Source organism: Curvibacter sp. GW821-FHT01G03 (assembly GCF_059422285.1).
Genome location: NZ_JBWKWP010000008.1, coordinates 306695 through 320582 on the forward strand (window position 1 = coordinate 306695; position 13888 = coordinate 320582).

At 67.7% G+C, this 13888-nt stretch carries 12 protein-coding genes; 1 reads left to right on the forward strand and 11 read right to left on the reverse strand.

Annotation, left to right across the window (positions count from 1 at the left end):
- Positions 1-61: 61 nt before the first annotated feature.
- From AC07VS_RS14045 to AC07VS_RS14085, 9 genes are all read right to left on the reverse strand, one after another.
- The gene (locus tag AC07VS_RS14045) at positions 62-1195 is read right to left on the reverse strand and encodes an FAD-dependent oxidoreductase (protein WP_494751257.1); all 1134 of its coding nucleotides are present in this window, start codon (positions 1193-1195) and stop codon (positions 62-64) included.
- Positions 1192-1566, reverse strand: a complete 375-nt coding sequence (locus tag AC07VS_RS14050) for a Rieske (2Fe-2S) protein (protein ID WP_494751258.1) — start codon at positions 1564-1566, stop codon at positions 1192-1194. Before AC07VS_RS14050 ends, AC07VS_RS14045 begins: the two co-directional genes overlap by 4 nt.
- A gap of 13 nt (positions 1567-1579) precedes the next feature.
- Positions 1580-2533, reverse strand: coding sequence for a VOC family protein (locus AC07VS_RS14055; RefSeq protein ID WP_494751259.1), 954 nt, complete (start codon positions 2531-2533; stop codon positions 1580-1582).
- A gap of 34 nt (positions 2534-2567) precedes the next feature.
- The gene (locus AC07VS_RS14060) at positions 2568-3740 is read right to left on the reverse strand and encodes an alpha/beta hydrolase family protein (RefSeq protein ID WP_494751260.1); all 1173 of its coding nucleotides are present in this window, start codon (positions 3738-3740) and stop codon (positions 2568-2570) included.
- A gap of 41 nt (positions 3741-3781) precedes the next feature.
- Positions 3782-4303 carry a nuclear transport factor 2 family protein gene (locus AC07VS_RS14065; protein WP_494751261.1) on the reverse strand — a complete coding sequence of 174 codons (522 nt, stop codon included), beginning with the start codon at positions 4301-4303 and terminating at the stop codon, positions 3782-3784.
- Positions 4304-4321: 18 nt separating this feature from the next.
- A complete protein-coding gene (locus AC07VS_RS14070) occupies positions 4322-6751 on the reverse strand; it encodes an efflux RND transporter permease subunit (protein WP_494751262.1) in 2430 nt (809 codons plus the stop codon).
- On the reverse strand, positions 6748-8043 hold the full coding sequence (locus AC07VS_RS14075) for a WD40/YVTN/BNR-like repeat-containing protein (RefSeq protein ID WP_494751263.1): 1296 nt from the start codon (positions 8041-8043) through the stop codon (positions 6748-6750). The genes AC07VS_RS14070 and AC07VS_RS14075 overlap by 4 nt, the downstream gene beginning before the upstream one ends.
- A 130-nt stretch (positions 8044-8173) precedes the next feature.
- Positions 8174-9535, reverse strand: a complete 1362-nt coding sequence (locus tag AC07VS_RS14080) for a DUF1329 domain-containing protein (protein WP_492347471.1) — start codon at positions 9533-9535, stop codon at positions 8174-8176.
- 18 nt (positions 9536-9553) lie between these two features.
- The gene (locus tag AC07VS_RS14085; protein WP_494751264.1) at positions 9554-11230 is read right to left on the reverse strand and encodes a DUF1302 domain-containing protein; all 1677 of its coding nucleotides are present in this window, start codon (positions 11228-11230) and stop codon (positions 9554-9556) included.
- Positions 11231-11409: 179 nt separating this feature from the next.
- On the opposite strand from AC07VS_RS14085, the gene AC07VS_RS14090 reads away from it, so the two are divergent.
- Positions 11410-12333 carry a LysR family transcriptional regulator gene (locus tag AC07VS_RS14090; RefSeq protein ID WP_494751265.1) on the forward strand — a complete coding sequence of 308 codons (924 nt, stop codon included), beginning with the start codon at positions 11410-11412 and terminating at the stop codon, positions 12331-12333.
- A gap of 92 nt (positions 12334-12425) precedes the next feature.
- Here AC07VS_RS14090 and AC07VS_RS14095 read toward each other — a convergent pair whose 3' ends face one another.
- Positions 12426-13238, reverse strand: coding sequence for a helix-turn-helix domain-containing protein (locus tag AC07VS_RS14095; protein ID WP_494751266.1), 813 nt, complete (start codon positions 13236-13238; stop codon positions 12426-12428).
- Positions 13239-13251: 13 nt separating this feature from the next.
- The gene (locus AC07VS_RS14100; RefSeq protein ID WP_494751267.1) at positions 13252-13857 is read right to left on the reverse strand and encodes a LysE family translocator; all 606 of its coding nucleotides are present in this window, start codon (positions 13855-13857) and stop codon (positions 13252-13254) included.
- Between the last annotated feature and the right edge of the window lie 31 nt (positions 13858-13888).

A 13888-nucleotide genomic window follows, 5' to 3' on the forward strand; every position in this document is an offset into this window, starting at 1 on the left:
AGGCGGGCCGGCCAGCGCTCGGTCTGGTTGGGCTGCGGGCTTGTGTCGGTCAGCGGGTGGCTCATACGGGCTCCGCCAGGCTCATCAGGGAGTCGCGCATGATGCGGGCATGTTCGGCCTTGTCGCCGCCCGTGATCTCGATTTCGCCCAGGCGGCCGGAATTCTCGACCACCATGCGGCAACGCTCCCAGCGGCGATCTTCGAAGCGCTGCAGAGCGGCATCGAGGCCGTCACCGGACGCCAGCTCCTGCGCCAGCACCAGGGCGTCTTCGATGCCGATGCAGGCGCCCGAGGCCAGGTGGGGCGTGGTGGCGTGCACGGTGTCGCCGATCAACACCACCCGCCCCTGATGCCAGGGGCGGGGCATGAGCAGGCCTTCGAGGGGGCGGAACACGATCTGCGACTCTGGCGTGAGCAGGCTGCGCAGCTGCTGCACCTGGGGCGCACTGAAGGGGGCCAGCAAGGCGTCGAGCAGGCGATGGAAGTTGGCCGGCGGCACGTGGGTGTTGTGCTCGCGGTCTTCGGTCACGAACAGGTACATCTCGGTCTGGGAGACCGGGTTGACACCCACCTTGATCTTGGGGCCCACCCACATGATGGCGCCGCCCACGCTGTCGGGGCGGGGCAGCACGGCGCGCCACACGGCTTGGCCGCTGTAGCGCGGGGCCGGAGCCTGCGGGAACACGCTCTGCCGCACCTTGGAGTACAGGCCATCGGCCCCGATGACCAGGTCGTAGCGGCGCTGGCTGCCATCGGTGAAGCGCACGTCGACGCCCTCGGCGTCCTGCCGGATCTCGCTGAAGGTGCAGCCCAGGAACACCTGGGTGCCCGAGGCCCGGGTGGCCTCGGCCAGCAGACGCGCGAGCACGGGGCGCATGATGGCGCCGCCCCCCGGCACATCGGCCCCCGCGATGCGTGGCGTGGGCAGGTGGGCCAGCGTGGTGCCATTCGGGGCCAGCAGCTCGACGCCATCCGAGGCGTGGCCGACCTGCAGGAAGGGCTCCAGGATGCCCAGTTGCCGGAAGGCGCGCAGGGTGGCGCCGCCGAGGCTGATGCCTGCACCATACGAGCGCCAGCCGGGGTCGATCTCGACCAGGTCGACCGCATGGCCGTGTTTGCGCAGCTCGATGGCGGCCGACATGCCGGAAAAACCGCCGCCGATGATGAGGATCTTGTGTTGTGCTTGTGGGCTCATGGGATGTCTCCGTTTTTTGATATCAATTGATGGCGTTGCAGTCGCAGCTCGCCCTGCGGACTCTGCACAAGGTCCAGCCGCGACAAGGCCTGACCCAGGCAGGGGCCCAGGGTGCATTGGCCGGTGGCGACTTCGAACTGCGCGCCGTGGGCATGGCAGACGATGCGGTCGCCTGCGGCGTTGAGGTAGGCGTCCTTGCGCCAGGCCATGGGCGTGCCGCCGTGGTGGGGGCAGGCGTCGCGGTAGGCATGGACCTGGCCCTGGCGGCGCACCAGCAGCACCGAGTCCTGCCCCTGCTGCAGGGGATCAAAGCCGCGCGAACTGCCCTCGGGCAGCTCATCGACATGGCACAGGCGGATCCAGGGTGACACGGTGGGGCTCGCCTCAGTGTTGTGCCTGCGCTGCACCGGGGGGCGGGCCGGAAGGGGCCCACTTGTCGCGGTGCTGGAACAGGAACAGCTGCGAGGCGTCGGCGCCCATGGGGGTCTCGCGGGCCTGCCACTGGTCGTCGTGCAGGTCCATGTCGGCGTCGTACTCGACATGGCAGCCCAGGGGGCTGTTGAAGTACCAGAACCAGTTGGAGCCAAAGCGGTGTCGCCCCGGGCCCCAGAAGGACTGATAGCCCTGGTTGGCGAAGCGCGTGCCGGCCTGCATCAGCTCCGAAGGGCCGCCGAGGTGGAAGGTGAAATGCTCCACCCCCTTCATGAAAGGCGGGGTCTCGATCAGGAACAGGGTGTGGTGGTCCAGCGTGCCGGCAGGGCGCAGAAAGGGGCCCACGCCGGTGAAGCGGTCGGTGCAACGAAAGCCCAGGCGTTGCACGTAAAAGGCCTCGGCCCGGGCCGCATCGGGCACGAAATACACCACGTGGGACAGGGTGCGGGGGCGGATCGGGGTGTCGTCGCTGGCGGCCACCTGGTTGGCCGGGCGTTGTGTCGACGCACCGGGGGCGTTGACGGTTTCGGCCGGTAAAGCGATGGGGCGGCGCACGCTGAGCTGAAAGCCCAGGGCAAAGCCCATGTCATCCAGGGTTTCAAGCGAGCCGTCGGGCAGGCGGCGCACCTCGCGGTCGCGCCCCAGGTCGGCGGCAATCGCCTCCAGGGTGGCGGCGTCGGCCACGCCGTAGACGGTCTTGCGCAACTGGCTGGCCGTGCCCAGGCCCGTCGGCAAGGCCGGGTCGTCACGGCGGGCCAGCACGATGGCGGTGCCGTCCAGGGCTTCAAAGCGACCGCCGTCGGCGCCCAGATCGACCGGTTGCAGGCCGTAATCGATGAGGTAGCGGCTGCAGGCGGCCAGGTCGTCAACGCCAAAGACCAGGGCGTCGGGTCCGATGATGTTCATGCAATGTCTCCAGAAATGAAGGTGGGGGTTCAGGTCAGCGGGTGGCGGGCAGCGCGGTACGCCCACCCAGGGTTTCGGCCACCCAGTCGGCGATGTAGGCACCGGCATTGGCGGAGTTGTCGAAGCTCGAGTGCTGCACGCCGCCTTCGCGGTCGGTGAAGACCTTGAGCTCGCGCTTGGGGCTGTTCACCAGTTGCTCGTAGCTGCGGTGGGCCCAGTGCACGGGGATCTGCGAGTCCTTCTCGCCATGGGTGACCAGGAAGGGCACCCGGATGCGGTCGAGCACGCCGTCCAGGTGCACGTTTTCGGCGATGCGCATGAAGTCGTCGGGGTCCTTGGCGCCCCAGACCCAGCGCACATGCTCCCAGTAGTGGGGCACGGGCAGGCTGCCCTCGCGGGCCAGGCGTTTCTTCTGCACGTCACGCCAATCGTGGTTGGCGCCCCAGACCACGCCGCAGGCAAAGCGCGGCTCGAAGGCCACCGCACGCGGGCAGTAGTAGCCGCCCAGGGACACGCCCTCGAGTCCGATGCGGCGGGGATCGACGTCAGCCCGTGTCTCCAGCCAGTCGACCACGCGGCTGGCCCAGTGCTCGGTGTCGTAGCGCGCGGTGAGGCCCTGCAGGCGCAGGGCCTCGCCGGTGCCGGGCTGGTCGATGATCAGCGAGGCGACGCCGCGTTGCGCCAGCCAGGCGGGCAGGCCCACGCGGTATTTCATCTCCTTGGTCGAGTCCAGGCCGTTGAGCTGGACCAGGATCGGGGCCGGCCCGCTGACCCCTTCGGCGCGCACCAGCAGACCCGACAGATGCTGGCCTTCGTAGGGGATGCGCACGAACTCGCAGTTCTCGCCGCTCAGCTCGATGCTGCGGCGGAAGGTCTGCAGAAACTGCTGGTACAGGGCCAGCCGCCCTTCACTGCCATGGGCCAACAGGCGTTCGGCCGTGATCAGGTAGGTGGCAGCCCGGTTGAGCTTGTCGCCGGCCGAGATCAGCCGGCCTCGGGCCTCGTCTTCGGCCGCCAGTTCGCTGAGCTGATTGGCCATGCGCACCCAGGTCTCGCGAAAGGCGGCCGTGCCGGCGGCGTCGGGCTGCTGGGCGGCTTCGGCCAGGGGCGCGCACATGGCCTGGATCTCGCCCATGCGGGCGCCCATCTCGATGGCCAGGTTGACCGACAGATCCCAGACGTAGTTGGTGGGAAAGAAACGAAACATGCAAGGTCCTCTTCAAAAATGCGGTGTGCTGTCAGCCCGGCTCAGTGCGCCCCGGGCCCGATGCCCAGGCTGGCAAAGAAGCGGCGGGTGGGCTCGTCGGCAAAGTCGGGCACGAAGCGGAAGGCCGCGATGCGCCCCTGCCGCACGCGCACCTCGTCGGTGCCCCGTGCGCGCTCCACGCCGGCACGGCGGGTCAGGGCGCTGCGCAGCTCCAGCGTGGCGTGCACGGTGTCGCCCTGGACCTGGGTGCGCAGCACGGTGATCTCGCCGGCCTGGCTGAGCACGGTGGCGTCGATGTACAGCGACAGGCATTGTTTGTTGCTCATCTCGGGGCGGCAGGCCGGGAAGTCGGAGCGCGCTACGTCCTCGGCGATCAAGGCCTCGACGGCGGCCTTGTCATGGGCCTTGACGGCCGCCAGGTATTGCTGGAACACCTGCTCGGGGGCGGTCTGCGCAGCGGCCGGCAGGCCCAGGCCGGCGGCCAGAGCCGTGAGGGCGGCGAGGCCGACGCGAAAGGCCGGGCGCAGCAGGCGGTGGCCCGGCAGGGGATGGATCAGCTTCATGGGGTTCCTTCTTCGGTTTCAGAGGGCGGGGGACGGGTTCAGGGCGGGGCCCTGGATGGGCTGAGTGGGCTGAGTGGAGCGCAGCAGAAAGTGCGCGAGGGCGGGCAGCAGCACCAGGGCGCCGAGCATGTTCCAGAGGAACATGAAGGCCAGCAGCAGGCCCATGTCGGCCTGGAACTTGATGGGGCTGAACACCCAGGTGATGACGCCAATGGCCAGGGTGACACCGGTCAGCATGACCACCTTGCCGGTGAACAGCAGGGCCTGGTAATAGGCCTGTGACAGGGTGGCGCCAGCGCGCAGTTGGGCCAGGGTGATGCTCAGGATGTAGAGGGCGTAATCGACCCCGATGCCCACCCCGAGGGCGATCACGGGCAGGGTGGCCACTTTCACGCCCATGCCCAGCCCCACCATCAGGGCCTCGGCCAGCACCGAGGTCAGCATCAGGGGCAGCACAGCCACCCCCACGGCCCGCCACGAGCGGAAGGTGATGAAGCACAGCAGCACCACCGCGGCATAGACCAGGAGCAGCATCTGGTGCCAGGCACTCTTGACCACGATGTTGGTGGCGGCCTCGATGCCGGCCGAGCCTGCGGCCAGCAGAAACTGCCCTTCGGGGCCGTTGTTGTCGCGGGCAAAGGCCTCGACCTGGGCCACAACCCGGTTCAGCGTGTCGGCCTTGTGGTCGCGCAGGTACACGTACACCGTGAGCAGGCTGCAGGCATCGTTGTACAGCCCGCGCGGCGCCCCCGCCGTGACGGTGTTGAGCATGGCCTGGTTGGGCAGGAATTCATACCACCGGGGATTGCCCTCGTTGAGGCCGGTGAGCACGCGCCGATTCAGCAGCGACAAGGTGTTGGTGGCCTCCACACCCTCGATCTGGCGCAATTGCCACTCCAGGGCATCCACGCGGTTCAGCACCGCGTAGTTGGCGCACTGGCCTTCGGGGGTCTTGACCATGACGGCCAGCACATCGCTGGAGGCGCCATAGGCGGCATTGACGTAGGCCACGTCGCGGTTGTAGCGGCTGTCGGCGCGCAGCTCGGGGGCGCCGGGGTCCAGGTCGCCGATCTGCAAGTGAGTGCTCCACTGGTAGCCCATGACAGCCAGGGCGGCGGCCACCCCCAGCGCGCCCCAGGCCCAGCGGCGCTGGGTGAAGCGGTCCAGCAAGGCCCAGGCCGGGTGGCGTGCGGCACCGGCGGCATCGGCCAGTTCACTGCGCAGGCTGCGCTCGGCCGCGGCGGGGCTGACGCCGCTGTAGCTGAGCAGGATGGGCAGCAGGATCAGGTTGGTGAAGATCAGCATGGCCACGCCCAGCGAGGCCGCAATCGCCAGCTCGCGGATCACCTGGATGTCGATGACCAGCAGCACGGCAAAGCCCACGGCATCGGCCAGCAAGGCGGTGAGGCCTGCCAGAAAGAGCCTGCGAAAGGTGTAGCGGGCGGCCACCAAGGGCGAGACACCACGCCCGATGTCCTGCATGATCCCGTTCATCTTCTGGGCCCCATGGCTCATGCCGATGGCGAACACCAGAAAGGGCACGAGGATGGAGTACGGGTCCAGCGAATAGCCCAGGGTGGGCAACAGGCCCAGTTGCCAGACCACGGCCACCAGCGAGGCGAGCACCACCAGCACGGTGGAGCGCACGCAACGGGTGAAGCCGTAGACCATGCCGGCGGCAATCAGCACGGCCAGCGCGAAGAAGACCAGCACCATGCGCACCCCGGCAATGAGGTCGCCCGCGATCTTGGCAAAGCCCGTGATGTGCAAGGTGACGCCGCGGCCCTCGTACTTGAGCCGCAAGGCCTCCAGCCGCGCAGACAGCGCGCTGTAGTCAAGGTGGTGGCCGTCGGGGTCGCGCTCCAGCAGGGGCACGTACAGGGCGGTGGAGCGGCCGTCCAGGGCCACCACTTGCCCCTGCTCGCCCGAGCGGGCGATGTTGGCCGCCAGTTGCTGCAGGCTGGCGGGCGAGCCATCGTAGCCATCGGGGATCACCGGACCGCCTTCCAGTCCATCCTCGGTCACACCGACCCAGCGCGTGTTGGGGGTCCAGAGCGACTTCATCTGGGTGCGGGCCACACCCGGCATCAGGAACACCTCGTCACTGATCTGGCGCAGGGTCTCCAGGTAGGCCGGGTCGTACAGGCTGCTGCCGCGCTGGTTGGCCACGACGATGCGCACCGCATTGCCCAGTCCACTGAGCTCGCCCTGGTGCTGCAGGTAGTTCTGCACATAGGGGTGGCTGGCGGGAATGGTTTTCTCGAAGCTGGCGTTGAGCTGCAGCCGGGTGGCCTGCCAGCCCAGCAGCACGGTGGCGAGGGCACACAGCAGGACCACCCACAGGCGGTTGTTGAACAACAGGCGCTCGACGATCGACCCGGAACGGGTGTCAAAGCCGCTCTGGGGCGCCTCGGCGGTCGGCGGCAAGGGGGTGATGACGGCGCTCATGGTCGTGCTCCCGCCCCATTGACAGTGGGTGCCGGTGTGACGGCCGAGGCCATGGTCACGCCGTCGGCAGTGATGCTTTGCACCCCCTGCAGGCCTGCGGTGAGCCACTGGCCGCCCGCCAGGGGCAACAAGGCGCTCAATGGCGCCAGGGCCTGTTTGTTGAGGGGCCTGAGCACGCCCTCTTGCAGTTGCAGCACCTGGCCGGCCTGGTTGACCCACCAGAGCGTACCGTCGGCACCACGGACCGAACCGGTGATGCTGGCAGGCAGCGGGTTGGCGATGGCCTGCCAATGCTGGCCCGCGTCACGGGTGTGCCAAATCTGGCCGCGCAGCCCCGCCACCAGAAACTCGACGGGGCTGAGCATTTCGGCGGTGAAAAAGCTCCCGGAATAGGGGCTGGCCAGACGCTGAAAGTGCGCACCGCCATCGCCGGAGTACAAGAGCAGGCCTTGTTCGCCCGCGATCAGAATGGCGGCCCCGTGGTGGCGCACCGCATTGAGATGCAGGCCCTTGGGATTGTCCAGGCGGGACGTCCATGGCGCCCAGTGCTGGCCGCCGTCTTCACTGGCCACGGCCAGACCATAGGCGCCAACCGCCAGCAGGCGTTGTGACGACAGCACGGCCAGATCGAGCAGGGGCTTGTCGGCCCCCTCCTGAACCAGGCGCTCGGCCTGGGCGATGGACGTCGCCTGCCCGCCAACGCGGGCCTCGTCGAGCAGGGCCTGGGCAATCTGGCGCCCATGGAGTCGTTGCTGCCAGTGCTGGCCGCCATCGTCGGTGCTGAGCACCACGCCGGCATGGCCCACGGCAATGCCGTGGCGGTCGTCGGCAAAGCGCACAGCGGTGAGGGTGACACTGACGGGCACCTGCGCCTGGTGCCAGGTCCGGGCCTGATCAGCACTGAGCAGCACCAGACCGCGCTCGCCCACCGCCACGGTGGTGGGGCCGGCCTGGGCCAGGCCCAGTAGCACCGATCCGGGCCCCAGCCGGGTGGCCAGGGCCGGACGATCCAGGCTGTCGCCCACCGGGCTGGTGGCCAGGGCGGGACCAGCCAGGCCCCACAGATGGGCACTCAACAGGGCAGTGATCAGGGCGCCCGGCAGGCCGCCCCAAGAAGGACGCAGAGGGCGGGGCAACTGGGCACCAAGCCGGTCATGGGACGGGGCCACCGTGGCGACCCGGGCAACCAAGGCATTGGCGGCCGGTGGGGGGGCTGCGGGCCGCGGTGCCGCGGGCCCGGCGGATCGACGCGGGCAGGCAAGGCCGGCCGGGGCGTCAGCGTGCGCGATCATGGCTTGTCTCGATTCACGGGTGCAGGCGGCCGCCGGGCGCGCTGCGCCCGACTGTGGCCTGGAAGGTGGAGGGGGTGTGGTGAGGGGTAGCGGTGGGTGACGCGGGTGAGCAGGCGACGCGGGACGATGGTCAGCGAATGCCCTCGCCAGCCATGGCATCGGGGGTGAACACCGTGTCAGGCAGGCGCGGCCTGATGGCGTACTGCACCGATTTGCTGTTGTAGAGGTTGGCCACATAGGCCTGGCCGGTGAGCAGATCGTTCACGCCCATGGCGCCGATGACGGTGCCTGGCAGGTCAGGGGCCACCAGGGTCTGTGACCACAGGGTGCGCCAGAGCTGGCCGTTGGCGTCCCAGCGGTCACCGAGCACGCAGTTCCAGGTGTCCTCGTCGCAGTAGTAACGGCTGCGCACGGCCTGGTGACGTTGGCCCTGGCGCAGCTTGGCCTCGATCACCCAGACGCGGTGCAGCTCCCAGCGCACGTGGTCGGGGTTGAGGTGGTGGGCGCCCAGCACCTCGGCGTCGGTCTTGGGCTGCAGCAGTTTGTTGCCGTTGTAGGGGATAAACATCTCCTGCTTGCCGACCAAGGTCCAGTCGAAGCGGTCGATGCGGCCAGCCCAGGTCTCCAGCTCGTCGAAGCTCATCACACCGGCGGTGGCGGGCGCCGGGGTGTCGCAGCAGGGGTTGGGCAGCTTGCGCACGCGACGCTGGCCGGTGAGGTAGACCCAGGCCTGGTCTTTGCTGCCGTCCACCTGATTGCGGCCCACGATGGCCTCGCCGGCGCGGATGGGCGGGCCGGTGTTGATGAGGCGGATCAGCCAGAACTCGTTCTTCTTGGCGAACTGCTCGGGGCTGCCGTCTTCAAAGTAATAGGGCATCTGCTGGTCGGCCTGGCCCTCGGTGGTCAGCACCGCCTTGCCGTCGGCGGTGAGCTGGTACTGGGTGGCCTGCCACTGCCAGGTGGTGCCACGCCAGCGCAGGCTGTGGTTGCTGATGGCCTCGGCCCCACTCTTGGGGATGGGGAAGGGGATGCCGCCATAGGCGCCTTCGATCACGTCGTTGTTGAGCCGGGCCCGGGTGGCGTTCTTGAAGGTGTTGTCGTACACCCATTGCGGCGCCGCCGCCGTGCGGTGGCTGGGGTAGACATCGACCCGAAAGCTGTCGGGGTACTTCTTGAGCATGGCCCGGGTGCCGTCGCTGAGTTTGGCGGCGTATTGCTCGGCGTTCTTGGCATTGATCGACAGCAGGGGCTTCTCGTCCTTGAAGGGGTCGCCCCGGCGGCCGCCGGGTTTGTCGCCGGGGATGGGCTGGGTGTAGCCCCCGGTCCAGGCCGGGATGCTGCCGTCGGCATTGCCGGCCTTCTGGCCCCCGAAGGGGGTCAGTTCGGACTTGAGTTTGGCGGCTTCTTCGGCACTCACCGCCGCCACTGCGGGCACCATCCCTGAAACCGCAGCAGCGGCGGCCAGCATCGAAATCAGCATTGTCTTGTTCACGCTTGTCTCCAGTCGAAATCAGAAAGTCCGGCGCACGGACAGCGAGACAAAGTCGCGGTCGGCCAGGGTGTTGCCGGTGCTGTAGGTGGCGGTGCCGCCCGTGAGCAACGGTGTGTAGTTGACGAAGGGCGCAGCACCGCCCAGGAAGCGGGTGTAGTTGAGCGAGAACTGCCATACCCCCTGGTAGGTGCCCTCCAGCCCCAGCGTGGCCGAGCCTGTGCCCTTGGGGCCCCAGGCCAGACCGGTGACCGAAGAGTTGCCGTCCAACACGTAGCGCAGCCCGACCGGCACGCTGAGGTCGAGGCCCGGCAAGACCTGGCGGTAGCTGGGGCTGAAGACCATCTGCAAGGCGGTGGCGTCGCGGGTGCGCAGCGGGTCGAGGTGGCCCTCGGGGTCGTTCTTGCTGAGCACGCGGTTCCAGGCGATCTCACCCATGAAGTTGGCCTCGCGGGCCAGGAAGCTGGGGCCCAGGGAGCTGATCCACGACAGGTTCAGGTGGGCGGTCTTGCCGGTGGCCAGGGTGCCGGCGGGGGCCACGTTGGCATAGACGATGTTGCTGTTGACCAGCGGCATGTTGCTGCGCAGCGAAGTCTCGATGGACACGTTGGTGTTGCCCAGCGAGCGGCTGGCACTGGCACCCACAGTCTTCACGGCATCAGGGAAGACGTAGTACCAGTTGCCCTGCCCGCCCGTCACATTGAGCTGCGAGTAGAGCTGGCCGGCCTTGTCGTGGTAGCGCGCGGCATAGAAGCCGAGGTCGGTCTCCTCCAGGCGCCATTTGAGCTGGGCGCCGAATTGCCCGCTGTTGGGCGGGCGCACATCCGAGCCGGGCTGCAAGACACTGGTGCCGACCACCTCGTTCAGACCCGAGCCCCCCCAGATGGTGTTGACACTGCTGAAGTAGCTGCCGGCCGGCGCCATGCGATCGGCCTCCCACCGGAACTGGTAGTAGCCGCCCACCGAGACATCGGACGACAGCGGCACCTGGGCCGAGACCTGGGGCACGGGGCGGATGATCTCCTTGAACTGGGCATTGGGCGAGGACATCAGCTTCCAGAGGTCGATCGGCCCCTGAGCCCGGGCAATGCCGTTGTCGCCGAAGAACAGACTTTCGCCGTACTGCAGGGCATGGCGGCCCAGGCGGCCGGTGGCCTTGTTGCCGTTGGCCAGCGGCAGCGCCCCAAAGATGAAGGCATCCAGCACCTCGGCCTTGCGGCCGGCCAGGTCGCGGGTGGCGCTGGAGAACTGGTTGTAGACAGGCTGGCCGTTGGCCACATCGGTGGCCGCGGTGCTGCCGCTGTAGGCGGCGTCGTACCACGCAGCCGCGCTGAGGCGCAGGCCCAGGTCCTTGCGATAGACCACATCGAGTTCGCTCAGCAGATCGAGGCGCTTGGAGACGATGCCCTTGTTGCGGAAGTTGTCGTCACCGGCATTCAGGTTCAGCGCCTGGGGAAAGGCCGATGCGGCCACACCGGGCACCAACTGACGGGTGCTGTTGACCAGGGCCGGGCTGGCGTCTTGCAGGCGGTATTGCGTGCTGGCCTTGACGGTGTTGTCGAGGCGGATCTTGAGATCGTCGTTGCCAGTGTCCAGTTCGAAGGCTTGCGCCCCCTGGGCCAGGACCATGGGCAGTGCCATCAGGGGCAGCCGGGTCCATCTGGTGCGCGAGCGCAGGCGCTGAGGTCTGTTGTGCATCGTGTGTGTCTCCGTGGGTTTCAGGGGCCTTCTTGCTGAGGCTGTGACCGGCTTGACCGATCGCTGACACGAAGATTACGAACACGAAACACATTCGTAAAATGGTTTCAATCCATCTAAGATATCGATCTCATGAATACATAAGGGGTTAACACCGAGGTGCAACCCCGGCCCACGCCATGCGCTTCAACAAACTGGATCTGAACCTGCTGGTCGCGCTGGACGCGATGCTGAGCACCTGCAGCATCAGCCGGGCAGCTGAACGCCAGCACCTGAGCCAATCGGCCATGAGCAATGCACTGGCCCGCCTGCGTGAGTATTTCGATGACGAACTGCTGGTGCAGGTGGGGCGGCGCATGGAGCTGACGCCCCGTGCCGAGGTCTTGAAAGAGGCGGTGCGCGATGTGCTGATGCGGGTGGACACCACCATCACGGCCCAGCCCGAGTTCGACCCGCTGCGCTCGGAGCGTGAGTTCCGCATCTTCGTGTCGGACTATTCGCTGAGCACCCTGATGCCGCACCTGATGGTGCTGGCCCATGAACAGGCCCGCCGGGTGCGATTTCACCTGCTGCCCCAGGTGGAGCAACCCCAGCGCGCGCTGGAGCAAGGCGAGGCGGATCTGCTGGTGATTCCAAAAGAGTTCTGTTCACCCGACCACCCGACGGACACCGTGTTTCTGGACGATTTTGTGTGTGCGGTGTGCAACCAGGGCCGTTTCAGAGACCGTGAGCTGACCCTGGACTCGTACCTGGCCGCTGGCCATGTGATCATGCAGCCCCCGGCCGGTGGGCAATCGCTGGAGTCTGACTACATGCGGCGCCAGGGCATGGAGCGGCGGGTGGAAGTGTCGACCTTCAGCTTCATGACCGCGCCGCATCTGGTGGTGGGCACCGACCGCATCGCCACCCTGCATCGGCGCCTGGCCCTGCAGGCCAGCCGGCATCTACCGATCCGGCTGCTGCGCCCTCCCCTGCCGATCCCGCCGATGGTGCAGGTGATGCAATGGCACAAGCACCGATCGAAAGACCCCGGCCTGCTCTGGCTGAGGCAGACCCTGCTGGCGGCCGCAGCAAGGATGGACCAGATCACCTTGGCCACCTGAAACCAGCCGCAACCGCAGGCACCGGCCCTGGGTCATCGGGCAGGCCGGTGGCTTTTCGGCGGGGGGGCGATGCGGCGCCCGGGGGCTGCCGATCAAGGGCGAAGTCGGTAGTTGCCCGGGGTCATGGCATGGTGGGCCTTGAAGCTGCGCTGCAGGTGAGCCTGATCGGCGAACCCCATCGCATGGGCGGCATCGGCCAAGGGCACGCCTCGGGACAGCAGTGTTCTCGCGCCATTGAGGCGCAGGTTGTGCAGGTAGCGGCCCGGTGTCATGCCAAAAGCCCCCTGGAAGCGCCGGATGAAGGTGGCCTCCGACAGCTCGCACAGCGCCGCCAGTTCACGCACGGTGAGCTTCTGCTCAGGCTGTGCTCGCAGGTTCTCGATGGCCGGGGCCAGCGCCTCAGGCACTCGCTCCACGTCGTGCACCCGCCCCGGACGGGCCCAGTTCGAGATCCATGCCGGCAGCTGCCGCGCCAGGGCCAGGGCGGCTGCCTCGGAATCCAGGGGCTCGCTAAGCCCTCGGACCTGGCCCGCCACGACCGGGTCGTCCACACAGCGGGACAGGAACTCCAGCCCCGTCAGCGGGGCGGGCAGGTTCCAGAGTTGGGCCAGGGCTTGGTGCAGCCAGGCGGCCTCGACAAACAGCATGCGATAGGACCAGGGTTGCTGACGCACGGGATTGCAGGAATGCACCACGTCAGGCTCGATCATGACGACCGATCCGGGCCTCACAGGATTCGGTCCGCCGGGGTGATGAAAGTTGGCCTGGCCCTGATCGACCAGCCCGATCGAGTATTCGGAATGGGAATGCGGCCGGTAACAGGCCAGGGTGTCCACGCTGACGCGCAGTTCGGCCCAAGGCGCTGCCGGGTGGCGGTGGATTCGATGTCGGCTCTCGGCGCTCATGGGCTGGGTGAGCTTATCCGAGCATGGCCATCACGCAAAGCGCAAGCACGCTGCCCATGGCCACATTGAAGACCCGCTGCCGACCGGGAAGCGTCAACCAGCGCGCCAGGACCCGGCCCACCAGGGCCCAACTGCCGACGCCCAGAAAGCAGCCGAACAGCGAGACGGCCACAAAAAGCCAACGCGCCTGCGAGATGTCGCGCTGTGAAAGCACAAACAGGCTGACACCCGAAAGCGCAACAATCCAGGCCTTGGGGTTGAGCACCTGGGTCAGGGCGCCTTGCATCAATGACGCCAGACTGGAATGTCGGGTGGTGCTGTCCTGGCTGCTCATCTCGATCGGGGGCGCGGTGCCCATGCGCCAGGCTAGATAAAACAGGTAGGCGGCACCGCCCCACCGTGCCAATGGCATGACCCAGGGCGTGCCCAACACCAACTCGCCGCCCACCCCCATGAGCCAGACCACCGCTGCATAGCTCACGCTGGCCCCCAGCACATAGGCCCCCGCCACTCCACGCCCCGAAGTGACGCCATGGCGCAGAGCCAGAACGTTCACCGGCCCTGGCGTGATGGCCCCCACCAAGACAAAGCTTCCCATGGCCATCAAAAGCAAACCCATCAACCCGTCCTCCATGCAGAAACATCAAGAG